Source organism: Sphingomonas glacialis, from assembly GCF_006439055.1.
GTDB lineage: Bacteria > Pseudomonadota > Alphaproteobacteria > Sphingomonadales > Sphingomonadaceae > Sphingomonas > Sphingomonas glacialis_A.
Map to the genome: position 1 here is coordinate 326,561 of NZ_RCZC01000003.1, position 24,932 is coordinate 351,492.

Annotated in this window: 26 protein-coding genes; 17 read left to right on the forward strand and 9 right to left on the reverse strand. The window is 67.3% G+C overall.

The genetic code is table 11. From position 1 onward, the window contains the following. Positions 1-33: 33 nt before the first annotated feature. Positions 34-810, forward strand: a complete 777-nt coding sequence (locus EAH76_RS13375; RefSeq protein WP_140850767.1) for a helix-turn-helix domain-containing protein — start codon at positions 34-36, stop codon at positions 808-810. Positions 811-866: 56 nt separating this feature from the next. Here EAH76_RS13375 and EAH76_RS13380 read toward each other — a convergent pair whose 3' ends face one another. Then, on the reverse strand, positions 867-1,223 hold the full coding sequence (locus EAH76_RS13380) for a GntR family transcriptional regulator (RefSeq protein WP_140850768.1): 357 nt from the start codon (positions 1,221-1,223) through the stop codon (positions 867-869). A 38-nt stretch (positions 1,224-1,261) separates the two neighbouring features. Continuing rightward, the gene (locus EAH76_RS13385; RefSeq protein ID WP_140850769.1) at positions 1,262-1,840 is read right to left on the reverse strand and encodes a nitroreductase family protein; all 579 of its coding nucleotides are present in this window, start codon (positions 1,838-1,840) and stop codon (positions 1,262-1,264) included. Positions 1,841-1,958: 118 nt separating this feature from the next. Between EAH76_RS13385 and EAH76_RS13390 the strand changes: the two genes are divergently transcribed. Together EAH76_RS13390 and EAH76_RS13395 are read left to right on the forward strand one after the other, a co-directional pair. Further along, positions 1,959-3,752, forward strand: coding sequence for a peptide MFS transporter (locus EAH76_RS13390; protein WP_140850770.1), 1,794 nt, complete (start codon positions 1,959-1,961; stop codon positions 3,750-3,752). A 10-nt stretch (positions 3,753-3,762) separates the two neighbouring features. Next, positions 3,763-4,458 (forward strand): NnrU family protein, encoded by a 696-nt coding sequence (locus EAH76_RS13395; protein ID WP_140850771.1) that lies wholly within the window; start codon positions 3,763-3,765, stop codon positions 4,456-4,458. Between the two features lie 155 nt (positions 4,459-4,613). Here EAH76_RS13395 and EAH76_RS13400 read toward each other — a convergent pair whose 3' ends face one another. Beyond that, positions 4,614-5,999, reverse strand: a complete 1,386-nt coding sequence (locus tag EAH76_RS13400; protein WP_140850772.1) for a NupC/NupG family nucleoside CNT transporter — start codon at positions 5,997-5,999, stop codon at positions 4,614-4,616. A 148-nt stretch (positions 6,000-6,147) separates the two neighbouring features. On the opposite strand from EAH76_RS13400, the gene EAH76_RS13405 reads away from it, so the two are divergent. The 5 genes from EAH76_RS13405 to EAH76_RS13425 all read left to right on the forward strand — a co-directional run bounded on the left by EAH76_RS13405 (position 6,148) and on the right by EAH76_RS13425 (position 9,883). Next, positions 6,148-6,795: a queuosine precursor transporter gene (locus tag EAH76_RS13405; RefSeq protein ID WP_140850773.1), complete on the forward strand. Its 648-nt coding sequence runs from the start codon at positions 6,148-6,150 to the stop codon at positions 6,793-6,795. Positions 6,796-6,994: 199 nt separating this feature from the next. Further along, positions 6,995-7,894 (forward strand): acetylglutamate kinase, encoded by a 900-nt coding sequence (gene argB / locus EAH76_RS13410; RefSeq protein ID WP_140850774.1) that lies wholly within the window; start codon positions 6,995-6,997, stop codon positions 7,892-7,894. A gap of 180 nt (positions 7,895-8,074) precedes the next feature. Beyond that, positions 8,075-8,377: a YggT family protein gene (locus tag EAH76_RS13415; protein WP_140850775.1), complete on the forward strand. Its 303-nt coding sequence runs from the start codon at positions 8,075-8,077 to the stop codon at positions 8,375-8,377. A gap of 16 nt (positions 8,378-8,393) precedes the next feature. Beyond that, positions 8,394-9,266, forward strand: a complete 873-nt coding sequence (gene folD / locus EAH76_RS13420) for a bifunctional methylenetetrahydrofolate dehydrogenase/methenyltetrahydrofolate cyclohydrolase FolD (RefSeq protein WP_140850776.1) — start codon at positions 8,394-8,396, stop codon at positions 9,264-9,266. After that, positions 9,263-9,883: a MarC family protein gene (locus EAH76_RS13425; protein WP_140850777.1), complete on the forward strand. Its 621-nt coding sequence runs from the start codon at positions 9,263-9,265 to the stop codon at positions 9,881-9,883. The genes folD and EAH76_RS13425 overlap by 4 nt, the downstream gene beginning before the upstream one ends. Before the next feature lie 48 nt (positions 9,884-9,931). Here the strand turns inward: EAH76_RS13425 and EAH76_RS13430 are convergent, their stop codons facing one another. Then, positions 9,932-11,710 (reverse strand): AcrB/AcrD/AcrF family protein, encoded by a 1,779-nt coding sequence (locus EAH76_RS13430; RefSeq protein ID WP_140850778.1) that lies wholly within the window; start codon positions 11,708-11,710, stop codon positions 9,932-9,934. A 62-nt stretch (positions 11,711-11,772) separates the two neighbouring features. Between EAH76_RS13430 and EAH76_RS13435 the strand changes: the two genes are divergently transcribed. Together EAH76_RS13435 and EAH76_RS13440 are read left to right on the forward strand one after the other, a co-directional pair. Next, positions 11,773-12,201 carry a GtrA family protein gene (locus EAH76_RS13435; RefSeq protein WP_241659688.1) on the forward strand — a complete coding sequence of 143 codons (429 nt, stop codon included), beginning with the start codon at positions 11,773-11,775 and terminating at the stop codon, positions 12,199-12,201. After that, positions 12,202-12,930: a class I SAM-dependent methyltransferase gene (locus tag EAH76_RS13440; RefSeq protein WP_140850779.1), complete on the forward strand. Its 729-nt coding sequence runs from the start codon at positions 12,202-12,204 to the stop codon at positions 12,928-12,930. Between the two features lie 7 nt (positions 12,931-12,937). On the opposite strand, the gene EAH76_RS13445 is transcribed toward EAH76_RS13440, so the two are convergent. The 4 genes from EAH76_RS13445 to EAH76_RS13460 all read right to left on the reverse strand — a co-directional run bounded on the left by EAH76_RS13445 (position 12,938) and on the right by EAH76_RS13460 (position 18,462). Further along, complete coding sequence (locus tag EAH76_RS13445; protein WP_140850780.1) at positions 12,938-13,981, reverse strand: glycosyltransferase family 2 protein; 1,044 nt, start codon at positions 13,979-13,981, stop codon at positions 12,938-12,940. 58 nt (positions 13,982-14,039) lie between these two features. After that, positions 14,040-15,854, reverse strand: a complete 1,815-nt coding sequence (locus EAH76_RS13450) for a DUF885 domain-containing protein (RefSeq protein ID WP_140850781.1) — start codon at positions 15,852-15,854, stop codon at positions 14,040-14,042. Between the two features lie 85 nt (positions 15,855-15,939). After that, on the reverse strand, positions 15,940-18,030 hold the full coding sequence (locus EAH76_RS13455) for a RelA/SpoT family protein (protein WP_140850782.1): 2,091 nt from the start codon (positions 18,028-18,030) through the stop codon (positions 15,940-15,942). A 114-nt stretch (positions 18,031-18,144) separates the two neighbouring features. Beyond that, a complete protein-coding gene (locus tag EAH76_RS13460) occupies positions 18,145-18,462 on the reverse strand; it encodes a CC_3452 family protein (RefSeq protein ID WP_194151002.1) in 318 nt (105 codons plus the stop codon). A gap of 119 nt (positions 18,463-18,581) precedes the next feature. Between EAH76_RS13460 and EAH76_RS13465 the strand changes: the two genes are divergently transcribed. The 7 genes from EAH76_RS13465 to EAH76_RS13495 all read left to right on the forward strand — a co-directional run bounded on the left by EAH76_RS13465 (position 18,582) and on the right by EAH76_RS13495 (position 24,114). Continuing rightward, positions 18,582-19,073: a winged helix-turn-helix transcriptional regulator gene (locus EAH76_RS13465; protein ID WP_140850783.1), complete on the forward strand. Its 492-nt coding sequence runs from the start codon at positions 18,582-18,584 to the stop codon at positions 19,071-19,073. Between the two features lie 77 nt (positions 19,074-19,150). Next, on the forward strand, positions 19,151-19,891 hold the full coding sequence (gene ccmC / locus EAH76_RS13470; RefSeq protein WP_140850784.1) for a heme ABC transporter permease CcmC: 741 nt from the start codon (positions 19,151-19,153) through the stop codon (positions 19,889-19,891). 100 nt (positions 19,892-19,991) lie between these two features. Then, the gene (gene ccmE, locus EAH76_RS13475) at positions 19,992-20,426 is read left to right on the forward strand and encodes a cytochrome c maturation protein CcmE (protein WP_140850785.1); all 435 of its coding nucleotides are present in this window, start codon (positions 19,992-19,994) and stop codon (positions 20,424-20,426) included. Between the two features lie 130 nt (positions 20,427-20,556). Next, positions 20,557-22,539 (forward strand): heme lyase CcmF/NrfE family subunit, encoded by a 1,983-nt coding sequence (locus tag EAH76_RS13480; RefSeq protein WP_140850786.1) that lies wholly within the window; start codon positions 20,557-20,559, stop codon positions 22,537-22,539. Further along, entirely contained in the window at positions 22,536-23,063 is a 528-nt protein-coding gene (locus EAH76_RS13485; RefSeq protein ID WP_140850787.1) for a redoxin family protein, read from the forward strand. Before EAH76_RS13480 ends, EAH76_RS13485 begins: the two co-directional genes overlap by 4 nt. Next, positions 23,060-23,470 (forward strand): cytochrome c-type biogenesis protein, encoded by a 411-nt coding sequence (locus tag EAH76_RS13490; protein WP_140850788.1) that lies wholly within the window; start codon positions 23,060-23,062, stop codon positions 23,468-23,470. Before EAH76_RS13485 ends, EAH76_RS13490 begins: the two co-directional genes overlap by 4 nt. Then, complete coding sequence (locus EAH76_RS13495; protein WP_140850789.1) at positions 23,467-24,114, forward strand: tetratricopeptide repeat protein; 648 nt, start codon at positions 23,467-23,469, stop codon at positions 24,112-24,114. The genes EAH76_RS13490 and EAH76_RS13495 overlap by 4 nt, the downstream gene beginning before the upstream one ends. On the opposite strand, the gene EAH76_RS13500 is transcribed toward EAH76_RS13495, so the two are convergent. Next, positions 24,111-24,908 (reverse strand): DUF2189 domain-containing protein, encoded by a 798-nt coding sequence (locus EAH76_RS13500; protein WP_140850790.1) that lies wholly within the window; start codon positions 24,906-24,908, stop codon positions 24,111-24,113. The genes EAH76_RS13495 and EAH76_RS13500 overlap by 4 nt on opposite strands. Positions 24,909-24,932 lie beyond the last annotated feature (24 nt).

A 24,932-nucleotide genomic window follows, 5' to 3' on the forward strand; every position in this document is an offset into this window, starting at 1 on the left:
GCGCGACACGGCCCCCGACATAGCGTCTTGGGCATGAACATGCCGGTGAGAGACGGGGTCCGCGCGCTGACCGAGAAGGAGAAGCAGACGCTTCGCCTGATCGTGCGCGGGCACGACGCAAAGTCGAGCGCGCGCGACCTGGGTCTGTCGGTCCACACGATCAACGAGCGGCTGCGCGATGCGCGGCGCAAGCTCGCGGTGTCGAGCAGCCGCGAGGCGGCGCGGATGCTCCTCGCGGCCGAAGGCGGTGGCGTTCCGCCTGCCCCCGATTGTGTGGGGGACACGCCAATCGGGGGAGACGCGGACCCTCCGCGGGTGGATCAGGAAAGCGCGCCGGTGGTCGGCGTGGGGCGGGCATACCGCCAGCCCCGGATCCTCATCGGAGGCTTGCTCATGACGTTCACCCTCGGTCTCTTGGCGCTCGTCGCGCTGCCCCAAGACGCGCCTGCCCCGCCGGGGCCATCCGTCGCCGCAGAAACGCCCGATGCGGCGGTCGTGGATACCGCGCGGCAATGGCTCATGCTGCTCGACCGCGCGCAGTGGGGCGAGAGTTACCGTGCGACGACGCCGTCGTTCCAAAAGCTCAACACGCTTCAGGTCTGGACGAAGGCATCCGAACAGGCGCGTGTGCCGCTGGGCGCGATGCTGTCGCGCAGCCTGATCAGCCAGCAGGAGGTTCCGACGCCGCCGCACGGATACCAAATGGTGAAGTTTCGGACCCGTTTCGCCAATAGGGCCGAGGCGGTAGAGACCGTCACACTCGAGCAGGAGCATGGCGGATGGCGCGTGGCGGGGGTTACGGTTGGCTAGACGTCTGTCGTGAACGGGCCCTGTCGGAAGCAGCGCTTCCCGACTGGGCCGCGGCGTCAGGCCTTCTCGCGTTCCAGCAGGTCAGCCACGTCGAGCCCGAGCAATTCGATATGCGCCGCGATCCGCGGCCAACTCGTCGTCACGAAATGCGCGCGCTCGGCAGCCCGCAGCTTCTCGGCCGCGCCGGGGAGCACGAACATGCCCACGCCGCGGCGGACCTCGACATAGCCGTCGTCCTGGAAGCTCTGATAGGCCTTGGCGACGGTTAGCGGGTTGGCGCCATGTTCGGCGGCGAGCGCACGGACCGAGGGGAGCTGGTCGCCGGCGCGGAAGTCGCCGCGCAGGATCGCGGCCGAGATCGTGCCGCGCAACTTGATATAGACCGGGCTGTCTTCGCTGTTCAGGGCTGTCATGCTGCTATAATACAGCAGCGACCGAAAAGGTCCAGACCTCAGCCTTGCCAGCGCGAAATAATCTTGCTGTAATCGGGGCGAGGGCGTTCTTCTAATTGCTTGGCTGGCGTGCCGAGAAAGAAGAAGCCGACGATCCGTTCCGGTGCCGCGCCGAATGCATCGCGCACGACGTCCGACGCGCTCGCCCAGCCGGTCAGCCAGCCGCCGGCAAAACCGAGCGCATGCGTCGCGTGGAGCAGGTTCATCGCCGCGGCGCCTGCCGATAATTGCTGTTCCCACAAGGGGATAGCGCTGTCGGTCCGCGGCGAGGACAGGACCACCACCAGGGCGGGCGCCTGATGGGCGAACTGCTCGAACGAATCGAGCTCGCGTTGCGCCGCCTGCGGGCGCTCGGCGCGATAGGCGTCGGTGATGACGGTGGCGAGGGCGCTGCGCTGCTCGGGCGCGACGATCACGAAGCGCCACGGCGCGAGCTTGCCATGGTCGGGGACGCGCGCGGCGATCTGCAGGATCGTGTCGAGTTGTGCCGCATCGGGCCCCGGCGCGACGAGATCGCGCGGCTTGCCCGAGCGGCGCGTGGCGAGGAGCGAGAGCGGGCTGGACGAGTCGTTGAGCATCGCCAAGCCTCTAGCCGCTACGCTCGCATATTTACACCTTCGTCCAAGCCGCTAGTCTCAACGGTAACAAGTCGGCGCCGAAGGTAGCGGCGTACGGGCATTCAGGGAGCTTTCGTACATGGTGGACACCCCGACCGCGGATACTCCGCGTGAGCCGGATATTAGCCACGTCAATCCGGCGGCGGGCGAGACCTGGTTCGGGCATCCGCGCCAGCTTGCGCGGATGTTCACGACCGAAATGTGGGAGCGCTTCGGCTATTACGGCATGCGCGCGTTGCTCACTCTGTACCTCACCAAGCATTTCGTGTTCGGCGATCGCGCCGCGACCGGCCTGTATGGCGGGTTCACCGCCTTGGTCTATCTGACGCCGCTCGTCGGCGGGTATCTGGCGGACCAGTATCTCGGATCGAAACGCTCGGTGAAGTTCGGCGCGATCCTGATGGCGGTGGGGTATTTCACGCTCTGCTTCGGCGGCCAGACCGCGGTGCCGTTCGCGACGATCGACGGCCAGCGCTACAATGTCACGGTCGAATCCAAGGCCGGGACCGAGCAGCGCTACATCACCGATCAGGGCAAGCGGCTGCAGGTGAAGGGCAATGACGACGGCACCGTCTCGCTGCTCGCCGCCGACGGCAGCACCGCGCGGACGATCGAAAAGGACGGCTTCAAGTCGGATGCCGAGCGCAGCCCGCTGTTCGTCACGATCATGCTGCTCGCGCTGAGCCTCGTCTCGGTCGGCAACGGCTTCTTCAAACCCAACATCTCGACGATGGTCGGCGAATTGTACGCGCAAGGCGATCGACGCCGCGATTCGGGCTTCACGATCTTCTACATGGGGATCAACCTCGGTTCGCTCGCCTCGCAAATCCTCTGCCCGATCCTTGCCGAGACGTTCGGCTGGTGGGCGGGCTTCGGGCTCGCCGCGGTCGGCATGCTGATCTCGTTCACGCTGATCCAGTTCGATGGCGGCAAGCTCAACGGCTATGGCGAGCCGCCCGTGCGCAGCGGCCCCGACCGGACGATCCCGATCTTCATCGGCGCGCTGATCGCGGTGCCGGTGCTGTACTTCCTGTTCGTCAATCTGATGAACGCGGTGCCGCCGGTGCCGGGCTCGGGCTTTGTCGGCTATCTCGCCTCGCTGTCGCTGATGGGCAAATTGCTGTTCGGCACCTTCCTGATCGGGATCCCCGGCATTCTGATCTGGTCGTTCGTGATCGGCGACCGCCGCGAATTCCAGATGATGCTCGCCGCGATGGTGCTGATCGTCTTCAACGTCGTGTTCTGGACGCTGTTCGAGCAAGCGGGCTCGTCGCTGACGCTGTTCGCCGATCGCAACACCGATCTCCGGCTGTTTGGCGATTTCGCGATCTCGGCGCCGCAGACGCAGTTCTTCAACGCCTTCTTCATCGTCACGCTCGCGCCGATCATGAGCATCCTCTGGACCGCGCTCGCCAAGCGCGGGCTCGAGCCGTCGATCCCGGTGAAGTTCGGCATCGCGCTGATCGGCGTGGGGGCGGGATTCCTGTTCCTTGTGCTCGGCGCAGGGTTTGCCGGCCCGGGCTTTCAGGTCGGGATCTGGTGGCTTGCCGGCCTGTACCTGATCCATTCGGTCGCCGAACTGTGCATCTCGCCGGTCGGTCTTTCGATGATCACCAAGCTGTCGATCGCACGGATCGTCGGGCTGATGATGGGCGTGTGGTTCCTTTCGATCTCCTGCGCGCAATATGTCGCCGGGATCGTCGCGCAGTTCGCCAGCGTCGATACCGTCGGCGGGCAGGTGACCAACCTCAAGGTCAGCCTCGACACCTATACCGGCACCTTCACGACGATCGCCGAAGTCGCGATCGTGCTCGGGATCTTGCTGCTGGTCTTGTCGTGGCCGCTCAAGAAGTGGATGCACGGCGTCAAATAAGGGGGAAACGATGGACGGCACGGAAATGGTGATCGCCGCTGCGGCGGCATTCGTCGGAACGCATTTCCTGCTGTCGCACCCGCTGCGCGCGCCGATCGTCAAGGCGATCGGCGCGAACGGCTTCATGGCAGTCTATGCGTTGGTCGCCTTCGCGACGCTCGGCTGGCTCGCGCATACCTATAAGACCGCGCCCGGCAGCGCGCCGTTATGGACGGTCGGCGAGGGGATCTGGGGCCCCGTCACGCTCGTCATGCTGGTGGCGAGCATCCTGTTGATGGGCTCGCTGCTCGGCAATCCCGCGCTTCCCGGGCCGCCGACCGCGACTGCGCCCGCCAGCGCGCGCGGCGTGTTCAGCATCACGCGGCATCCGATGATGTGGGCGTTCGCTTTGTGGGGGCTGTGCCACATCGCGGTCTATCCGATCGCCGCGAACATCGTCGTCGCGGTGGCGATCATCGTGCTCGCCTTGGTCGGCGCGGCGCTGCAGGATCGCAAGAAGGAAGCGCTCCAGCCCGCCTTGTGGCGCGATTGGGAGGCCAAGACGAGCTATTGGCCGTTCGTCGCGATGGCGCAGCGGCGCGCTCGCTTCGGCGGGTTTCGGCCGCATGACATTGCCGGTGGCGTGGTGATCTGGCTGGTCGCGACCTGGGCGCATTTGCCGATCGCAGGTGTTGCGGCGGGCGTGTGGCACTGGATCTACCGCTAGCGCGTATTTCGGCATCGTTGCCCTGTCACGCTGGGGCAACCGGGAGCCGATCCTGCCTGCGTGGAATGCACCGCGCCATCGACCCCGGCACAGAGCCGGGGTGACGTGCAACCATCAAACCGGCTGGGATGACATCGAGCTGCGCCGAGCGCCGCTTACGGCTTCGCCGCGGGCGCGACGACGGCCGCCGGCACGTGCACAGTGGGCTGCGCGGGCACGTCGGGCACGAGCAACCCCGCGAGCGCCGCCGACATCAGATTGGCGAGGCTCCCAGCGGCCAGCGCCTTCAATCCGAGCCGCGCGATCATCGGGCGCTGGTTGGGGGCGAGGCTGCCGGTCACCGCCATCTGGATCGCGATCGACGAGAAATTGGCGAACCCGCACAGCGCGAACGTCACCACCGCAATGGTATGCGCGCTGAGACCCTTTTGCGTGCCGAGGCTGATATAGGCGACGAATTCGTTGAGCACGATCTTCTGCCCGAACAGCCCACCGGCGATCTGCGCTTCGGTCCATGGCACGTTGAGCAGCACCATGATCGGTGCGAACACCGTGCCGAGCAGCCCCTGGAAGCTGAGCGCAGGATAACCGAACCACCCGCCGATCCCGCCGAGAATCCCGTTGGCGAGCGCGACGAGCGCGACGAAGGCGAGCACCATCGCGCCGACCGCGACCGCGAGCTTGACCCCGGTCTGCGCACCCTGGGCTGCCGCCATGATGATGTTGGCGGGCTTTTCCTCGTCATGGCTGGCGTGCGGCATCGGTTCGCCGGGAACGCCCTCGGGGAGCAGCGCTGCGGGCCCTTGGCCGCTGATCCGCGCCTCGGAGAGCTGGATATGCTCCTCGGGATGGTCGCCGAGCGGCAGTTCGCCCTGGCGGTTGGGCTCGTCGGGCATCATGATCTTGGCCATCAGGATCCCCGCCGGTGCCGCCATGAAGCTTGCCGCCAGCAGATATTCGATGCGGATCCCCATCGAGGCATAGGCCGCGAGGATCGTGCCCGCGACGCCCGCCATGCCGCTGGTCATCACCGTGAACAGCTGCGCCGGCGTCAGCCCGGCGAGATAGGGACGGATGACGAGCGGCGATTCGCTCTGCCCGACGAAGATGTTGGCGGCGGCGCACAAGGCCTCGACCTTCGACACGCCGATCACCGCCTCGATCGCGCCGCCGAGCCAGCGCACGATGAACTGCATGATGCCGAGATAATAGAGGATCGACACCAGGCTGGCGAAGAAGATGATCACCGGCAGCGCCGCGATCGCGAAGCTGTTGCCGCCGATCTCGGGGCGGGCGAGCGGCCCGAACAGGAAATCGACGCCGTTATGCGCATAGCCGAGCAGGTTCGACACGCCGCCCGACAGGAATTGCAACGCCGCGACACCGGCGGGGACTTTCAGCACGAGCACCGCGATTGCGACCTGCAGCGCGAATGCCGCGCCGACGACGCGAAACCGGATCGCGCGCCGATTGCTCGACAAAGCGAACGCGATCAGCAGGATGACCGCGATGCCGGCGATGCCGATGAGAAGACGATTCATGTGGGTCGGTACTCGCGTTGAAGTCGACACGCGGCCCCCCGCGCAAGCTGCCCACCATACAGCGCCGAACAGCGGGGGCTAGTCCGGTTTGACGCGCCGCAAAACGGACCGGTTTGACGCGCGCCAGAAACCGGCTAGCGTCGGAGCGATGAACACAGCTGCTTCTCCGGCGGTCGGCGGCATCCCGCGCTCGCTCTTCGCATTTTCGATCTTCTATGGCGGGATGGTCTGCATCGCCGGCGTGCTCGGGGTAAAGCAGGTTGCGCTCGGGCCGCTCGCGGTCGAGGCCGGGATATTCGGTTTCCTGCTGCTCGTTGTGATGTCGAGCGCGGTGTCCGAACTGCACGGCCAGAGCACCGCGACCGCGCTGGTGCGCTTCGGCTTCGTGCCGCTGATTGTCTCAGCGCTGCTGATCCAGCTCGTGCTGGCGTTGCCGCACGATCCCGGCATGTATCCGCCGGCGATCGACGCGTTCCCGATCGTCGTCGGGCAGAGCGCGCGGATGATGATCGCGGGGTTGATCTCCTATGGCACGTCGCAGACGCTCAACGTCTATATCTTCGACAAATTACGCGCCGGGACCGGGCGGATGCTTTGGCTGCGCGGGATGATCGCGAGCGTGGTCTCGCAGATCGTCGATACGATCCTGTTCATCACCATCTCCTTCTACGGCGAACGGCCGATCGTGGGGCTTATGGAGGGGCAGATGCTGACCAAGGTCGTGCTGTCGATCGTGCTGGTGCCGTTCCTCATCACCGGTTTCGTGTGGATCGGCCGGCGGCTCGATCGAGCGTGAAAAATCCCCCCCCCGCTTGCGGGAGGGGAGCGGGGCTTCCGCAACAGGTCAATCATGCCCCCCGGCATGATTGAGAGCTGCGCGGGGCGCAGCTCGACCTGTTGCAGAAACCCCGCTGGGAGGGCATGGCGCGCGCGACGGCCCAACGGGCCCTCCCCCGACCCCTCCCGCAAGCGGGAGGGGAGAAGAAGGTGCCCGCATGACCGATCATTCCCCCGCGCCCGAACTCCTCGCCAAGGCAGAAACGCTGGTCGAGGCACTGCCCTATATGCAGCGCTACGCCGGCAAGACCTTCGTCGTGAAATATGGCGGCCACGCGATGGGCGATCCCGAGCTCGCGCGCGATTTCGCCGAGGACGTCGTGCTGATGAAGGCGGTCGGGATCAATCCGGTCGTGGTGCACGGCGGCGGCCCGCAGATCGGCGCGATGCTCAAGCGCCTCGGCGTCGAATCGCGCTTCGTCGATGGCCTGCGCGTCACCGATGCCGAGACCGCGCAGATCGCCGAAATGGTGCTCGCGGGATCGATCAACAAGGAAATCGTCGGCTGGATCGGCCAGGCCGGCGGGCGCGCGGTCGGGATTTCGGGCAAGGATGCGGGCTTCGTCACCGCCGCCAAGGTCGGCCGCGACACGCCCGACAAATTGCAGGGTATCGAGCGGCATGTAGACTTGGGCTTCGTCGGCGAGCCGGTCGGGGTCGATCGCCGGATCATCGACACGCTGTCGCAGGCCGGGATCATCCCGGTGATCGCGCCGATCGCGATCGGCGCCGACGGCCACACCTATAACATCAACGCCGATACGATGGCGGGCTCGATCGCCGCGGCGCTGGGCGCGGAACGCCTGTTCATGCTGACCGACGTGGTCGGCGTGCTCGACAAGCAAGGCGAGCTCGTCACCGATCTCAACCCCGCGGGCGTTGCCGCGCTGCGCGCCGACGGCACGATCAGCGGCGGGATGATCCCCAAGCTCGAGACCTGCGTCCACGCGGTCGAGGGTGGGGTCGATGCCGCGGTCATTCTCGACGGGCGCGTGCCGCATGCGATGCTGCTCGAAATCTTCACGCGGCGCGGTGCGGGCACGCTGGTGCGGCGCTGATCCTAAATAGCCCCTCCCCTTCAGGGGAGGGGTTGGGGTGGGGACGTGTCAACGAGCGCCGGCGCTCGATGATCCAGCACAGCCCCACCCCACCCCCCCCCTGAAGGGGAGGGGCTTAAGAGGGTGTTCCCGCGCGCGCTCGCGCGCTAGAACCGTAACGACCCCCATCCGGAGACGCGCGTGATTACCATCATCCAGATCCTGCAGGTGCTGATCGACGCGGTCACGCTGATCGTCATCGTTCAGGTGATCCTGTCGCTGCTCGTGTCGTTCAACGTCATCAATACGTATAACGAGGTCGTTCGCTCGATTTATACCGGGCTCAACCACGGCACCGAGCCGCTGTATCGCCCGTTCCGGCGGATCCTGCCCGATTTCGGATCGATCGACCTGGCACCGTTCGCGGTGCTGCTGACGCTGCGGATCCTCAGCATCATCCTCAACAACCTTGCCGCCCATATCCTGAGCGGCACGCCGCTCTGAGGCGAAAGGCGCTAGCATGACTGCCGCAATCATCGACGGAAAGGCGTTCGCCGCCGGCTTACGCGAGCGCGTTGCGCAGCGCGTCACGCGCTTTGCCGAACAGGCCGGCCGCGCGCCGGGGCTCGCAGTCGTGCTGGTCGGCGACGACCCCGCTTCGGCGGTCTATGTCCGCTCGAAGGGCAAGGCGACCAAAGCGGCGGGCATGGGGGGCATCGAGCATCGCCTCCCCGCCGACGTGCCGCAGCAGGCGCTGCTCGACCTGGTCGACGCGCTCAATGCCGATCCCGCGATCGACGGGATTCTCGTCCAGCTGCCGCTGCCCGGCCATATCGACGAGCAGGCCGTGACGACGCGGATCGACCCCGACAAGGACGTCGACGGCTTCCACCCGGTCAATGCCGGACGCCTCGCGGTGGGGCTGCCCGGCTTCGTGCCGTGCACCCCGCTTGGCTGCCTGATGCTGCTCAAGGATCAGCTCGGCGATCTGAGCGGGCTCGAGGCGGTGGTGATCGGGCGCTCGAACATCGTCGGCAAGCCGATGGCGCAATTGCTGATCGCCGAGAGCTGCACCGTCACCGTCGCACATTCGCGCACGCGTGATCTGCCGAGCGTGGTCCAGCGCGCCGACATCGTTGTCGCGGCGGTCGGGCGCCCGCAGATGGTCAAGGCCGCGTGGCTCAAGCCGGGCGCGACGGTGATCGACGTCGGCATCAACCGCACGCCCGAGGGGCTGGTCGGCGATGTCGATTTCGCGGGTGCGCTCGACGTGGCGGGGGCGGTGACGCCGGTGCCCGGCGGGGTCGGCCCGATGACGATCGCGGTGCTGCTGCGCAATACGCTGATTTCCGCCGAGCGGCGCGAAAACATCGTCGGCGAGGGCGCGCTTTGATCGAGCTCTATATCTCGTCGCTGATCACCTTCTTCGTGGTGATCGACCCGCCCGGCTGCGCGCCGATCTATGCCGGCCTGTCGTCGGGCGCCTCGCCCGCCAACCGCCGCGCGATGGCGATCCGTGCGGTGCTGGTCGCCGCCGCGATTCTGTTCGCCTTTGCCGCGTTCGGCGAAGTGCTGCTCAAGGCGCTCGGCATCAGCCTCGATTCCTTCCGCACCGCCGGCGGGATCATGCTGTTCCTGATCGCGCTCGAGATGGTGTTCGAAAAGCGCACCGAGCGCCGCGAGGACCGCGCCGCCAAGATCGCCGCGACGCACGAGGTCGAGGACGTCTCGATCTTCCCGATGGCGATGCCGATGATCGCGGGGCCGGGCTCGATCGCGTCGGTGATGCTGCTGATGAGCCGCAACCACGGTATCGACCGGATCGCGGTCGTGCTTGCCGCGCTGGCGACGATCCTGCTGCTCTGCCTGCTGGCATTGCTTGCGGCAGGGCCGATCATGCGCGTGCTCGGCGCCAAGATCGAGGCGGTGATCACCCGGCTGCTCGGCGTGCTGCTCGCAGCCCTTGCGGTGCAGTTCGTGATCGACGGGGTGAAGGCGAGCCTGGGCTGAGTCTTGGGAAGCCCCTCCCCTTCAGGGGAGGGGCTTAATCCTCACTCCTCACCCCTTGATCCGCCACAGCCGCAGCGGCGACTTGGCCGGCATCGGCAGTTCCTCGAGCCAATCGAACGTCTTGCGATGCGCGAGCTGGTCGTAGAAGCCGCCCGGCGCCCGCACGCGATAGATCGTCGATTCGGCCATGTTGGGGCAGACCAGTAGCAGCGTCGCACCGTGACGCTTGGCGATCGCGCGGAAATTCTCCGGGCTGCCCGAAAACGCGTGCTGCACGTCGAGGATCGCGGCGCCATTGCGATGATACGGCCCGGCGATCGCATCGTGATGCGTGATCGTGATGATCCGCGGCCCCAGATCGATGAAGCTGAAGATCGTCTGCGCGGGATAGCGGTCGAGCGGGCGCAGCGCGGTCATCGTCGGGCATTGGCCGCTCGCGCGGTCGATGATCTGGACGCGCTTGCTCGGCCGGTCGATCGGCAGGAAGCGGATCGCAAGCCCGGCGAACAGGCCCGACCCGATCAGCACGATCGCCGCCGCAGTGCCGAGCACGCGCACCAGCGCCGAGCGACTGCCCTGCAGCATCGGAATCAGCAACCAGCCGAGCGCGACCGCGCCGGGGACCGACAGCATCTGCGCCGCCGGCCCGGCGCGCGCCTGCCACAGCAGCAGCAACGCCGCGCCGGTGACGAACAGCAAGACGGTCGCCCACGCCCCGCCGAGTGCGGTGCCGCGCGCGCGCCACGTCGCGACCGCCGCGCCGATCACCCCGACGATCGGCATCACCGCGACCGGGAAGGCGACGCGGAACGGATGGCTGTAGATCGGCTTGGCCTCGCGGATCATGTTGAGCCAGTTCTCCTGCAGCTCGGGTGATGCCTGTTCGGGCCGGCCGAGGCATTGCGGGAAGACGAGCGCGAAACCGACGACGATGATCGCCCCCGCCGCGATCGCCAGGCCAAGCCGTACCCAGCGGTTCGCCGGGTTCGCCCAGCCCATCGCGAACAGCAACGCGCCCGCCAGTACCATCACGCTCAGCCACACTGGCGTCAGCGCGTCGCAGCGCAGCACCGCATCGGCATAGGACGCGAACAGCGCATAGCCGAGCCCACTGCCGGCACCGAGGCACAGCGCGTAGATGGCGAGCCGCGGCGCCTCGCTGCGGTCCCAGATCCAGCGCAGCGTCAGGATCGAGCCGGCGAGCGCGGCATAAGGCAGCATCTCGAGCCCGATCGTCAGCGACACCGCGCTCGCCACGCCGACGATCGCGCCGCCGCGCGCGCCCTTGGGGTCGGACAGGCCGGCGACGGCGAGGCTCAGCATCGCGAGCTGCCAGCCATGATGGTCGATCCGCTCGGGCATATACATCAGCATCGTCGCCGAGCAGCACAGCAGCAGCACAATGCCGAGCGGCCAGGCATAGACGCTGACGAGGCGCCGTACGGTCGCGCCGAGGCCGAGCAGCACGATGCCGAGCGGCAGCAACGGCGCGATGCCGCACGCCAGCATCTCGGCCTCGCGCGGCCCCACGAACGGGCGCAGCAGCACGATCAGTCCGGCGAGCGGCAGGTCGACCAGCCGGCTCCAATGCATGTCGAAGCCGAGCGGCGGATTGAGCCGGTACTGGCGCAGATCGTACCAGCCCTGCCCGCCGAGCCAGGCGCGGACCTGCATCAGCCGCATATTGTCGTCGGTATCGCCGAGCTGGAGGTAATGGATTCCGGTCCAGCGCTGCGCGACATAATAGATCGCGATGCCGACCCAGGCGATCAGGCTGAGGCGGACCCAATCCCGATCGAGCGTCCGCGCCACTGTGCCGTCAATCATGTAAAACGCTTTCCTCGGGTCTCTGCGCGCTCTAATGCCGCTATCGTAAAGGGCAAGCCAACGTGACATCGATCCAGCGACAGATTGCAGGCTTGCGGGACAATGCGCTGTTCGGTCAGCTGGTGCGCTTCGGCATCGCCGGGGTGATCACCACGGCGATCTACGCCGCGGTCTATCTGCCGCTGACGCACTTCGTGTTCGAGCAGCGCCACGCCGTCTATGCCGTCCCGTTCGCCTTTCTGGTGGCGGTGACGGCGGGGTTCTTCCTGCACAGCCGGTGGAGCTTCAAGGACCACGGATCGCGCGATCCGGGTCAGATGCAGCACGTCAAATTCGTCTGTGTGCAAGCGTCGGGCGTCCTCTTGAACGCGCTGATCACCTGGATCGGCACCGCCAAGCTGGGATATCCGGCATGGGCGCCGCTGCTCCCCGCGGTCGCCTGTGCGACCGTCTTCACCTTTTTCCTCAATCGCCAATTGGTGTTCAAATAAATGGACCGCATCGTTTACGACCGCATGGCGGCACACGATTCCACGCATTGGTGGTATCGCGCGCGGCGCGACATCCTTGCCGACTATCTCGCGCGCGAAGGCGGCCTGCCCAAGGATGCGCGGATCCTCGAGATCGGTTGCGGCACCGGGCACAATCTGCCGATGCTGGCGCAGTTCGGGCGCGTCGAGGCGATCGAGATCGATCCCGCCGCGCGCGCGATCGCGAGCGCGCGGCTCGGCGCGCCGGTGAGCGCGGCGCCGCTCCCCGAACTGCCGGGGATCGAACGCGGGGCATACGATCTGATCGCGGTGCTCGATGTGGTCGAGCATATCGAGGACGATGTCGCGGCGCTCAAGGCGATGGGCGAATGCCTCAAGCCCGGCGGCAAGATCCTGATCGCGGTCCCCGCGCACCAATGGCTGTGGAGCGCGCACGACGTCGTCAACCACCATCACCGGCGCTATTCGAAGGCGACGCTCGCCGCGGCGATCGGCCAGGCCGGGCTCAAGCATAACGGGCTGCGCTGGTTCAACTCGTTGCTCTTCCCGCTTGCCGCCGCGTCGCGGATCGCCGGGCGGCTGCGCGGCAAGGACGACAGCGACGATTCGCCGCCGCCGGCTGCGCTCAACGCGCTGTTCGAGCGGATCTTCCGGCTCGAGCGGCACCTTGTCGGCCGCGTGCCGCTGTCGCCGGGGGTGTCGATCCTGACCTTGGCGTCGCCCAAATGAGGCGGCGCTAGCCGTCGGTTCGGGCCGCCTGTGGTGCAGCGAGCCCTTCGACAGGCTCCGCGCGAACCGCTTGGGGCTCGGATTCGGCGCGATAGCCTAGCGTCGCCTGCCCCTGGATCGGGCCGACCACATCGGCGACCAAATAGAGCGGCCGGCGCTTCGATTCGACATAGAGCCGGCCGAGATATTCGCCGATCATCCCGAGCACGAACATCTGGAACGCGCCGAGCAGCACCACGACGAGCATCGTCGAGGTCCAGCCGGCGACCGCGCTGCCGCTGAAGAAGCCGATCGCGATATAGAGGAACAGCAACAGCGACGCCGCGGTCAGCGCGAGCCCCAAATGGCTCGCGAAACGCAAGGGCGCGGTCGAGAAACCGGTGACGGCATCGAGCGCGAGGCGGATCATCTTGGCGAGCGGGTAATTCGTCTCCCCGGCATGGCGCTCGGCCCGGTCATACGGGAAGGGCACCTGGCGGAAACCGACCCAGGCAACCATTCCGCGGATGAAGCGCGCCTGTTCGGGCATCGCCAGGAATGCGTCGAGCGCGCGGCGGCTCATCAGGCGGAAATCCCCCGTGTCGAGCGGGATCGCGGTGTCGGTGACGCGGTCGAGCAGGCGATAGAAGACCGCCGCGGTGAGCTTCTTGAACGCGGTCTCGCCCTCGCGCGTGCGGCGCACGGCATAGACGACATCGGCCTGCTGCGCGGTCATCGCCGCGCGCATGTCGCTGAGCAATTCGGGCGGGTCCTGCAGATCGGCATCGATGATCAGGATCTGCGCGCCCGAGCACAGATCGAGCCCCGCGGTCAGCGCGAGCTGGTGGCCATGGTTGCGCGACAGGTTGATCACCACGAGCCGCGGGTCGGCGGCGGCGAGGCGCTGCATCACCGGCCAGCTCTCGTCGCGCGAGCCGTCGTTGATCAGCACGATCTCGTAATCCGCGCCGACCGCCGCCTGCGCCGCCGCCGAGACGCGCGCATGGAGCAGGTCGAGGCACGCCGCTTCGTTATAGCAGGGAATGACGATGGAGAGCGCGGGGCGGATCATGCCGTCGGTTTAGCGCCGCTTTGCCCGCGCGTCATCGCCAATCCGCAGCGCGTCCGGTTCACGCCGCGGCGTGGGCGCGTTCCTCGGCAAGCCGTTCGAGAATGACCAGCGGTACCGCGCCACTGTGCAGGATCTCGTGGAACTCCCGCACATCGAACTTCGCGCCGAGGATCGTCTTGGCCTTGGCGCGGGCGCGCAGCCAGCTGACATGGCCGATCTTGTAGCTGCATGCCTGTCCCGGCATGGTGCAGTAGCGGTTGACCTCGCTCGTCGCGCGCGGCGGCGGGAAGCCGGTGATTTCGACCATATAGGCGATCGCCTTTTCGCGGCTCCAGCGCTTGGCGTGCATGCCGGTATCGACGACGAGCCGGCACGCGCGGAACAGCAGCGACTGGTAATAGCCGATCCGGCCGAGCGGATCCTGGTCGTACACCCCGCTCTCGTCGGCGAGTTGCTCGGCATAGAGCGCCCAGCCCTCGGTATAGGCGTTGAAGAAGCTCGTCTTGCGGATCAGCGGACCCGCGGCGCCCTGCGCGATGCTGATCTGGAGATGGTGGCCGGGGACGCCTTCGTGATGCGTCAGCGTCGGCAGCCCGTATTTGGGCCAGTCGCTGATGTGCTTGAGGTTGATCCAGTAGATCGCCGGACGCGAGCCATCGAGCGCGGCGCGGTAATAATAGCCGTTCGACGCGCCGTCCTGGATCTCGACCGGCACGCTGCGGATCTCGAGCGGGGCGTCGGGCGGGTTGATGAACAGCGTCGGCAGGCGCGCCTGCATCGTCCGCACCTGGTCGTTGAGGCTGGCGAGCAAGGCGGCGCGGCCTTCGGGCGTGTCGGGGTAGAGCTGCGCGGGGGTTGTGTTGAGCGTGTCGAGCCGTGCGCTGACGCTGCCGGTCGTCAGGCCCTGCGCCTTGAGCAGCGAGTCGAGCGTGGCGCTGATCTCGGCGACCTGGTCGAGCCCCATCTGATGGACCTGATCGGGCGTGAAATCGGTCGTCGTCGCGCTCGCCAGCGCGGCGGCATAGAGCGCATCGCCATTCGGCACCGACCACAGCCCGACATCGCTCCGCGCGGTCCGGCGCAGCCGGGTGACGAGCGCGATCTGCCGGTCGAGCGCGGGATAGACCGAATCGGCGACGAGCTTGGTCGCGCGGCCGGCATACTCGCCGGGCAGCTTGGCCGCCGTCGTCCGGAGCGTGAGCGAGGTGACGAGTCCGCTCTCGGCCGGTGCAGGCTTGCGCAGCGCCGCCATCTGCCCGAGCGCGAGATCGAGCGCGAAGGCGGGGGCGACGAGGCCGCGCTTGGCGGCATCCTCCTGCACCGCATTCTCGGCATCGAGCACGCGCGCGAAATCGGCGAGGCGGTCGAGATAGGCCTCGGCATCGGCGGCGCTCGCGACGACATGGCGCGAATTGAGGAAATCGGGAACGCCGAAATAGGCGCCCTGCTGCTGTGTGATCGGATAGGGCCGCTGCGGCGAGCCGACGCTGAAGCGCGCGGGGCCGACTTCGCGCTGGTGCAGCGAGTAGAGCACGACCTCGCGGTCGAGCTTGCTGGTCGGCGACAGCGTCGCGGGATCGATCGCGTCGAGCGCGGCGATCGCGCGGCGCGTCCGGGCGAGGCCGCGCGCACGGTTGGCGAGCGACGGATCGTCGAGCCGTTGCTTCAACGCGGCATTGGCGCCCTTGTCGAGCCCGAGCTGCGTCGCGCTCTCGGGGCTTTCCTGCAGGCCTTCGGCGAAGATCCGGTCGAACAGCGCGGCGAGCGCGGCGTCGCCCGCGCCAGTTGCCGCGGCTGCGCGGGCAGCGGCGGCGGGGAGCAGCGCGAGCGCGCCGAAAGCGCTGGTCGACCACAGAAAATCACGCCGGTCCATCATCATCCCCTTGCTTTGCAGAGGCGCAGCCTAGCGGCTCACCTCGGGTTCGCAAGCCGGTGATCGGCGGCCGGTAGAGGACGCCTCAAACGCGCTCGACCCCGTTGACCGCGTCAGCCGCGCGCAAGGCGGCGATGACGTGCATCAGATGCTGAACGTCGTGCACCTCGACATCGATCGTGTTGGTGTGGAAACCGGTGTCGCGATTATCGAGCCGCAGGTTGACGATGTTCGCCTTCTGCGCGCCAATGATCGTCGCGATCGTGCCGAGCGCGCCGGGTTCGTTCTTGACCTCGACCGAGATTCGCCCGGTCGCGCCCTCGGTCTTGTCGCCCCACGACAGATCGACCCAATCGGTATCGTCGGCGGCGGCGAGCACCGGGCAGTCGATCGTATGCACTTCGATCCCGGCATCGGGGCGGCGCAGGCCGACGATCCGGTCGCCGGGGACGGGATGGCAGCATTCGGCGAGATCGAACGCGACGCCCGCGGTCAGCCCGCGGATCGAGATCGCGCTCGATTGCGGCGGCAGCTCGCGCATCGCATCGACCCCGGCCGAGCCGGGCATCAGCGCCTCCATCACCGCGGCATCGGGAATGCGCCGCCGTGCGATCGCCTCGAGCAGCGCGGCTTCGTCGGACACCTTGAGGCGCTGCATCGCGGTTGCCTGCGCATTGCCGGCGAGCGGGGCGGGGAGGCGTGAGACGAGCTCGTCATACATCTTCCGCCCGAGCGCCTGCGTCTCGATCCGCTCCTTCTGCCGCAGATGCCGCCGGATCGCGGCGCGCGCCTTGCCGGTGATCGCGAAGTTGAGCCAGCCGGGCTGCGGCTCCTGCGCCTTGGAGCGCAGGATCTGCACCTGGTCGCCATTCTCGATCACGGTGCGAAGCGGGACGACGCGCCCGTTGATCTTCGCGCCGACCGCCTGGTCGCCGAGATCGGTGTGGACGGCATAAGCGAAATCGATCGGCGAGGCGCCCTTGGGGAGCTGGTGGAGCTCGCCCTTGGGTGTGAAGGCGAAGATGCGATCCTGATACATCGCCATCTTGGTATGCTCGAGCAGCTCCTCGGGGCTCTCGGCATTGTCGAGAATCTCGACCAGGTCGCGGATCCAGCTGACCTGCGAATCGGGCCGCACCTTGTCCTGCTTGTACGCCCAGTGCGCAGCGAGGCCGAGCTCGGCCTCCTCGTGCATGTCGCGCGTGCGGATCTGAATCTCGACGCGCGTATTGTCGGCGTGGATCACCGTGGTGTGGAGCGAGCGATAGCCGTTGCGCTTGGGGGTCGAGATGTAATCCTTGAAGCGGCCCGGCACCATCGGCCAGCGGCGGTGGATCACGCCCAATGCGGTGTAGCACGCCTCTTCGCTCGGCACGATCACGCGGAACGCCATGATGTCGCTGAGCTGTTCGAAGCTGATGTGCCGCTCGGCCATCTTCTTCCAGATCGAATACGGGTGCTTTTCGCGCCCCGATACGTCGCCCTCGATTCCCTGGCGGCTGAGCAGCAGCTTCAGCCCCGAGCCGATCTTCGCGATGCGGTCCCCGCCGCCCTCCTTGAGCTGGGCGAGCCGCTTGGTGATCGATTCGAACGCCTCGGGCTCGAGCTGCGCGAAGGCGAGCGTCTGCATCTCCTTCATGAACTCGTACATGCCGATCCGCTCGGCGAGCGGCGCGTAGATGTCCATCGTCTCGCGCGCGATGCGTTTGCGCTTGTCGGAATTCTTGATGAAATGCAGCGTGCGCATGTTGTGCAGCCGGTCGGCGAGCTTGACCAGCAGCACGCGGATGTCGTCCGACATGGCGAGCAGGAATTTGCGGAGATTCTCCGCGGCGCGCTCGTTTTCGGTCTGCGCCTCGATCTTCGACAGCTTGGTGACGCCGTCGACCAGCCGCGCGACGCTCGGACCGAACAGCCGGGTGATCTCCTCAGGCGTCGCGACGGTGTCCTCGATCGTGTCGTGGAGGATCGCCGTCGCGATCGTCTCGTCGTCGAGATGCAGGTCGGTCAGGATCCCCGCGACTTCGATCGGATGGCTGAAATAGGGGTCGCCGTTCGCGCGCTTCTGCGAGCCGTGCGCCTGCATCGAGAAGACGTAGGCGCGGTTGAGCAGTGCCTCATTGGCGGAGGGATCGTATTCGAGGACACGATCGACAAGTTCATACTGACGCAACATGTCCACCCAAGATGGCGTTACGAACTGTTGCTTTGCAACATGTTTGCGCGAATCGCAGAAAAAAGCCCCTCTCGCACGGATGCGAAAGGGGCCGGGATCGCTCCAGGACGACGCTTATTTGGCGCGCGCGTTGCACTTGGCGAGCGCGTCGGCATCGAGCGGCTGGCCCGCGATGGCGAAGGCCGAGAGCTTGCCGGCGCGCTGCGCGATCATCTCGCAGACGATCCCTTCGCGCTGCGGGCCCTTGTTGGCGGTGAATGCGGTGGCGTTCCACTTCCAGACCGTCCCGTTGGTGATCAGCATCGTCTTGGCCGGGGCGGCGACCGGGGTCGCGGCGTAATACGGCGCGGCGTCGGCGGCGCGCGCTACGCTCGGCACGAACGGCAGGGTCGCGACGAAGGCGGCGACAGCAAGCGGAAGCGAACGGATCATGGGGAGGCTCCTTGCCTTTTCGGTTTCGATTCGCTACTTAAATGCTGCAGTTGCGAGTTGCAAGTCAAAACGTAGTTTTGCTTCCCCCTTCAAGTATAAATGCGTTAGGGTTGACGATCATGGATGCAAAGTTGCGCGAGCCCTTGCGGGATTTGGTCAAATGCAGCCTCCCCGCGGCGCTCGAAGTGATGGGCGAACGCTGGAGCTTCATGATCCTGCGCGCCGCCTTCAACGGCCTGCACCATTTCGAGGAATTCCAGTCCGAGCTCGGCATTGCGCGCAATATCCTGGCCAATCGGCTGGGGCGGCTGGTCGAGCATGGCATCCTGACGCGTACCGCGGTCGCCGCCGATCGCCGCAAGATCCAGTATGAGCTGACCGAAAAGGGCGCCGCGCTGCTCCCGACGATGCTCGCGCTGCGGCAATGGGGCGAGCGCTGGGAGACGGGCTTTCGCGCCAGCCCGGTGCTGGTCGACAAGCGCGACATGCGCCCGATCGCCCCGATCGACGTACGCGCCTGGGACGGCCGCGTGCTGACCAAGCACGAATTGCTCTGGGCACTGCCCGAAGATGTCGATTATGGTGAGGCAGGATTGCGCGCCGCAGAATAGGATCGTGCGACCGATGATGAGGGGAAGGGCCGGCGTGCATATAGATTCTTCTGTCGGTCTTGCGTAACACTCAGCGCGTGCAGAGCCTCCACACCCTCGCGAATCCGGCGCGTTTCCTGAAACTTGCGCGCCCCCTGACCGCGTTGCTGTTCTGGGCCGGCGTCGGATTGATCGCCGTCGGCGTCTGGGGCGGTCTGACGCAGACCCCGCCCGACTATCTGCAGGGCGAGACCGTCCGCATCCTCTATATCCATGTGCCGACCGCCTGGCTCGGCATGGGCGGGTGGAGCGGGATCGCGATCTCGTCGCTGGTGTTCCTCGTCTGGCGGCATCCGCTGGCGATGATCGCGGCGCGCGCGATTGCGCCGCCCGGAGCCGTGTTCGCCGGCCTTTGCCTCGCGACGGGGTCGATCTGGGGGCGCCCGACCTGGGGGACGTGGTGGCAATGGGACGGGCGGCTAACCTCGATGCTGCTGCTGTTCTTCGTCTATCTCGGCTTCATGGCGCTGGTCCGCGCCGATGACGAGCGTGGCGGCGACGGGCGGATCCCCGCGCTGTACGGGATCGCCGGGTCGGTGTTGCTGCCGATCATCCGCTATTCGGTGGTGTGGTGGAACACGCTGCATCAGGGGCAGAGCATCGGCCTGACCAAATCGACGATCGACTCGTCGATCCTGTGGCCGCTGTGGTTCACGCTCGGCGGTTTCACCTTTTTCTTCGCTGGCATCGTGTTGATGCGAATGCGCACGATCCTCGCGCGCACCAAGGCCGAGGCGCGGCTGCGGCGGATGGCGAATGTCGTCGAGGTGACCGCATGAACCCCTGGCCCTTCGTCACCGCGGCCTATGTCCTGACTGGGACCGTGTCCGTCGCGCTCGCCGTGTGGAGTTTCCAGGCGATGCGCAGCAGCGAGAAGAAATGAAAGCCAAGCATCAACGCCTGACGCTCGTCCTGCTCGCGATCGGTGCGGTCGGCGGGGCAAGCCTGCTCGCTTTGTCGGCCCTGAAGGACCAGGCGGCGTTCTTCTACGCGCCGGGCGACGTGAAGAAGGACGGCCTGCCGATCGGGCGCGCGGTGCGGCTCGGCGGGATGGTCGCGGATCATTCTATCCAGCGCCTCGCCGATGGCGTGTCGATGCGCTTCGTCGTCACCGATGGCGTGGCCACGGTGCCGGTCGCCTTCAAGGGCATCGCGCCAGACCTGTTCCGCGAGAAATCGGGGGTCGTCGCCGAAGGATCGTTCAACCCCGACGGCAGCTTCACTGCGACCAATCTGCTCGCCAAGCACGACGAGAAATACATGCCCCCCGAAATCGCCGGCAAGATGCACGAGACGAAGACGTTGCAGCAATGAGGGTGGACCGGTCCTTAGTAGAGGGTTCGTCACCCTGGGCTTGTCCCGGGGTCCACCGTGCCGCACGCGTGGCGCTCGTTGCAGGGTGGACCCCGGAACGAGCCCGGGGTGACGGCCGGGGGGCGGCGCTTTGATCGCCGAGGCAGGCCTTGCCGCCTTGTGGTTCGCCGCTGCGCTCGCGCTGTTGCAGCTCGTGCTGGCCGGATTGGGGGTCTGGCGCTCCACCCCCGTTCGCGCTGAGGCGACAGGTTCAGCTCGAAGCGATGAGGAAACCACGCTCACCGCCGACATCATCGCCTCGGTCCGACCGGTCGCGGTGGTGCAGGGCGTGCTCGCCTTGTTCGCGATGCTGCTGCTCATCACCGTGTTCGTGCGCAGCGACATGTCGGTGCTGCTCGTCGCCGAGAACAGCCATTCCGACAAGCCGATGCTCTACAAGATCGCGGGCGCGTGGGGGAATCACGAGGGCTCGATGTTGCTCTGGGTGACGATCCTCGGCGTCGCCGGTGCTGCGGTGGCCATCCTCGAGCGCAGCCTCGCCAAGCCCACGCTGATCGCGACGCTCGGCGCGCAGGCGGCGATCGCGCTCGGCTTCTACGCCTTCCTGCTCTTTTCCTCGAACCCGTTCGCGCGGATCGATCCGGCGCCTGCCGATGGCAACGGACTCAACCCGCTGCTGCAGGACCCCGGCTTGGCGTTCCATCCGCCGACGCTCTATATCGGCTATGTCGGTATCTCGATCGCTTTCTCCTTCGCGGTCGGCGCGATGATCACGCGCGATGTCGGCCCGGCGTTCGCGCGCGCGATGCGGCCGTGGGTGCTCGGCGCGTGGATCTTCCTGACGCTCGGCATCACCGCCGGATCGTATTGGGCCTATTACGAGCTCGGCTGGGGCGGCTGGTGGTTCTGGGATCCGGTCGAGAATGCCTCGCTGATGCCGTGGCTCGCCGCGACCGCCTTGCTCCATTCGGTGAGCGTGCTGGCGACGCGCGACGGGTTGCGGGCGTGGACGCTGATGCTCGCGGTCGTCGCCTTCTCGATGTCGATGATCGGCACCTTCCTGGTGCGCTCGGGGATCCTCACCAGCGTTCACGCTTTCGCGGTCGATCCGACGCGCGGCTCGTTCATTCTTGCGCTGCTGGCGATCTATATCGGCGGCGCGCTGCTGCTGTTCGCGCTCCGCGTCGGCACGGTGAAGCAGGGCAATACCTTCGATGCGGTCAGCCGCGAAGGCGCGCTGATCGTCAACAATCTGCTGCTCTCGGTGATCCTCGCGCTCGTTCTGCTGTTCACGCTCTATCCGATCGTCGCGGCGGGCTTCGGGACGCAATTGTCGATCGGCAAGCCGTTCTTCGACAAGTTCATCGGCCCGATCGCGCTCGCGCTCGGCGTGGTGATGGCGGTCGGGCCGATGGTGCGCTGGCGGCGAGACGATCCGGGCGTGGTGCTCGGGCGGATGACGGTGCCGGTTGCGATGACGGGCTTTGCGCTGGTCGCTCTGGTCGCGCTCGGCGGTGGGATCGCGTGGTTGCCGCTGTTCGGGCTCGCGCTCGCGATTGGCTTGGCGGTGGCGAGCGTGTTGCCGCTGTGGGGTCGCAATTGGCGCCGGACGCCGCTGTTCACCTACGGCATGGTCGTCGCGCATCTCGGCATTGCGGTGAGCCTTGCCGGCATGGCGTGCGACGCCGCCTTCACGCAGGAGACGCTCGTTGCGGTGCGCGTCGGCGAGCCGTATCGCGCCGGGCCGTTCACCGTCACGCTCGACGGGATCAAGCCGGTGGTCGGCCCCAATTGGTCGGCGCTCGAGGCACGGCTGAGCGCGCGGCGCGGGGCCGACGGCGCGGTCTTCTATCTCCGCCCGCAATCGCGCTTCTTCGCCAATCCGGTGACGGTGACGAGCGAGTCGGCGATCGCGACGCGCTGGGACGGGCAGCTTTACACCGTGCTCGGCGAGCCCGATGGCACCGGGCGTTGGCAGCTGCGGCTGTGGTGGAAGCCGTTCGTGACGCTGATCTGGTTCGGGGGCGCGCTCGTCGCCCTCGGCGGCGCGCTGTCGCTGCTCGGCCGCTTGCGGCGGGAGCGGCGCGTGCGGGTGCGCGAGGCGTACGCATGAAGCGCTGGCTGATCTGGGTGCCGTTCGCCGTCGCGCTGGGCCTGCTCGCTCTGGTCGGCTGGGGGCTCTACAAGCCCGCCGACCGCACCGTGCGCTCTGCGTTGGTCGGACAGCCGCTCCCCAAATTCGCGCTCCCGCCGATCGTGCCGGGCAAGCCGGGCCTCGCCACCGCCGCCTTCGCCAAGGGCAAGCCGCGCTTGCTCAACGTCTTTGCCAGCTGGTGCATCCCGTGCATCGCCGAGGCGCCGCAATTGCTCGCGCTGAAGCAGGCTGGCGTCGAGATCGACGCGGTCGCGATCCGCGATACGCCCGCCGCGATCGCCGACTTCCTCGCGCGCAATGGCGATCCCTATGCCTCGATCGGCGACGACAAGACGAGTTCGGTCCAGCTCGCGCTCGGATCGTCGGGCGTGCCCGAGACCTTCGTGATCGGCGGCGACGGGCGGATCGTGCTCCAGCATGTCGGCGACATCCGCGCCGACGAAGTGCCGGGGCTGATCGCAACGGTCCGGAACGCGCGGTGACGCGGCTGCTAATCCTCCTCCTGTTCCTCGTCGGGGCGCCGGTTTGGGCGGACAGCAAGCTGCCGCCGGCGCCGCTCGCCAATGTCCAGCTCAAGGATCCGGCGCAGGAGCGGCAGGCGCAGACGCTGATGCTGACGCTGCGCTGCGTCGTCTGCCAGGGCCAGTCGATCGCCGACAGCAATGCCGAGATGGCGGGCGACATGCGCGCTTTGGTGCGCACGCGAATCGCTGCGGGGCAGAGCCCGGAGGCGATCCGCGCGTGGCTGATCGCGCGCTACGGCGACTATGTCAGCTACGATCCGCCGCTGAGCGCGATCACCGCGCCGTTGTGGATCGCGCCGCTCGTCCTGCTCGCGCTCGGCGTTTGGTTCGCACGTGCGAGTTTCAAGCGGAGGCGGCGCGCGTGAACCTGCTGATGCTCGTGCTGGTCGGTGTTGCGGCCGCAGGGCTGCTATGGGGGCTGGGGATCGGGCGCTCGCTCTGGACGATCGCGGGGGCGGCGCTGGTGCTCGGCGCGGCGGGCTTCGCGCTGCAGAGCGCGCGGCATCTGCCGGGCAAGCCGATCGCGGCCGATGTCACGCCGATCACGGTCGATCCCGGCATGGTCGCGTTTCGCGAGGCGGTGTTCGCCCCGTCGCGCGTCGACAGCCTTGCGCTGGCCAGCGCCGATGCGCGGCTGCAGGCGGGCGACGCGCATGCCGCGGCGGACGGATTGCGGCGCGAGATCGCGCTGCGCCCCGACGATGCGATGCTGTGGACCGGGCTCGGCTATGTCCTCGCGCTGCATGATAGCGCGGTGTCGCCTGCGGCAAAGTTCGCGTTCCGCCGTGCGGTCGCGCTCGCGCCGCGCAGCCCGGGGCCGGCGTTCTTCCTCGGCATGGCCTATGTCGATGCCGGCGAGGTCGCGCAGGCCCGCCCCGCCTGGGCCTATGCGCTCGCCGCCACGCCGGCCGACGCGCCGTATCGCGACGACATCGCGCAGCGGCTCGAAGCGCTCGATCAGTTCGATCGGATGGCCGCCGCGCAGCGCCGCGCTTCCGGTACGCCTTAACGCACCACCAGCCGCGTATAGAGGTGCCAGGTCGCATAGCCGAGCCAGGGCAGCACCACCGCCAGACCGATCGCCGCTGGGATCATGCCTAACGCGAGCAGGCCTGCGACGCGGACGCCCCAGCCGAGCGCCTCGCGCGGATTTTTGCGCACCGCCCCGAGCGAGGTGCGCACCGCGGTCATCGCATCGACCGGCTGGTCGACCACCATCGGAAAGGCGACGATCGCGACGACGAGCGTCACCACTGCAAAGCCGCCGCCCGCGAGATTGCCGAGCACGATGAGCTCCCAGCCCTCGGGCGTGGTGAACAGCCGTTCGAGCACGTCGCCCGGCTGCATCGCCGCGGCCGCGCCGAAGGTCGCATCATAGATCGCGTAGGCGACGCCCAGCCAGGCGACGAACAGCACCGCGATGCCGAGCGTCAGCAGCGCGAGCGGCCAGCGGCTGCGGCCGTTGAGCGGATCGAGGAAGTGCCACCAGCTCGAGTCGCGGCCCTCTTCGCGCCGCCGCGCGAGTTCGTAAAAGCCCGAGGCGACCGCCGGCCCGGCGATCGACAGCCCGGCTACGAGCGGGAAGAGAAGCGGGAGGAGCGGCGCATTGAAGGCGAGCGCGACCGCGACGAAGCAGATGACGGGATAGAGCAGCCCCAGAAAGATCAGATCGCCGCGCTTTTCGGTAAAGTCCTTCCACCCCTCGCTAAGCGCCCAGGTCAAGTCGGCAGTCCCGATTCGTCGGATCTCTGGCAGATCAGCGGCGTGTGCGGGCGTGGCGGTTGCGTGTAGGGTGGCGGTCATCGGTCGATCCTCTTCCTAGGCGTA

Coding starts and splice junctions, on each gene's coding strand:
- EAH76_RS13375 (WP_140850767.1), top strand. CDS start 34: ATGAACATGCCGGTGAGAGACGGGGTCCGCGCGCTGACCGAGAAGGAG.
- EAH76_RS13380 (WP_140850768.1), bottom strand. CDS start 1,223: ATGACAGCCCTGAACAGCGAAGACAGCCCGGTCTATATCAAGTTGCGC.
- EAH76_RS13385 (WP_140850769.1), bottom strand. CDS start 1,840: ATGCTCAACGACTCGTCCAGCCCGCTCTCGCTCCTCGCCACGCGCCGC.
- EAH76_RS13390 (WP_140850770.1), top strand. CDS start 1,959: ATGGTGGACACCCCGACCGCGGATACTCCGCGTGAGCCGGATATTAGC.
- EAH76_RS13395 (WP_140850771.1), top strand. CDS start 3,763: ATGGACGGCACGGAAATGGTGATCGCCGCTGCGGCGGCATTCGTCGGA.
- EAH76_RS13400 (WP_140850772.1), bottom strand. CDS start 5,999: ATGAATCGTCTTCTCATCGGCATCGCCGGCATCGCGGTCATCCTGCTG.
- EAH76_RS13405 (WP_140850773.1), top strand. CDS start 6,148: ATGAACACAGCTGCTTCTCCGGCGGTCGGCGGCATCCCGCGCTCGCTC.
- argB (WP_140850774.1), top strand. CDS start 6,995: ATGACCGATCATTCCCCCGCGCCCGAACTCCTCGCCAAGGCAGAAACG.
- folD (WP_140850776.1), top strand. CDS start 8,394: ATGACTGCCGCAATCATCGACGGAAAGGCGTTCGCCGCCGGCTTACGC.
- EAH76_RS13430 (WP_140850778.1), bottom strand. CDS start 11,710: ATGATTGACGGCACAGTGGCGCGGACGCTCGATCGGGATTGGGTCCGC.
- EAH76_RS13440 (WP_140850779.1), top strand. CDS start 12,202: ATGGACCGCATCGTTTACGACCGCATGGCGGCACACGATTCCACGCAT.
- EAH76_RS13445 (WP_140850780.1), bottom strand. CDS start 13,981: ATGATCCGCCCCGCGCTCTCCATCGTCATTCCCTGCTATAACGAAGCG.
- EAH76_RS13450 (WP_140850781.1), bottom strand. CDS start 15,854: ATGGACCGGCGTGATTTTCTGTGGTCGACCAGCGCTTTCGGCGCGCTC.
- EAH76_RS13455 (WP_140850782.1), bottom strand. CDS start 18,030: ATGTTGCGTCAGTATGAACTTGTCGATCGTGTCCTCGAATACGATCCC.
- EAH76_RS13460 (WP_194151002.1), bottom strand. CDS start 18,462: ATGATCCGTTCGCTTCCGCTTGCTGTCGCCGCCTTCGTCGCGACCCTG.
- EAH76_RS13465 (WP_140850783.1), top strand. CDS start 18,582: ATGGATGCAAAGTTGCGCGAGCCCTTGCGGGATTTGGTCAAATGCAGC.
- ccmE (WP_140850785.1), top strand. CDS start 19,992: ATGAAAGCCAAGCATCAACGCCTGACGCTCGTCCTGCTCGCGATCGGT.
- EAH76_RS13485 (WP_140850787.1), top strand. CDS start 22,536: ATGAAGCGCTGGCTGATCTGGGTGCCGTTCGCCGTCGCGCTGGGCCTG.
- EAH76_RS13500 (WP_140850790.1), bottom strand. CDS start 24,908: ATGACCGCCACCCTACACGCAACCGCCACGCCCGCACACGCCGCTGAT.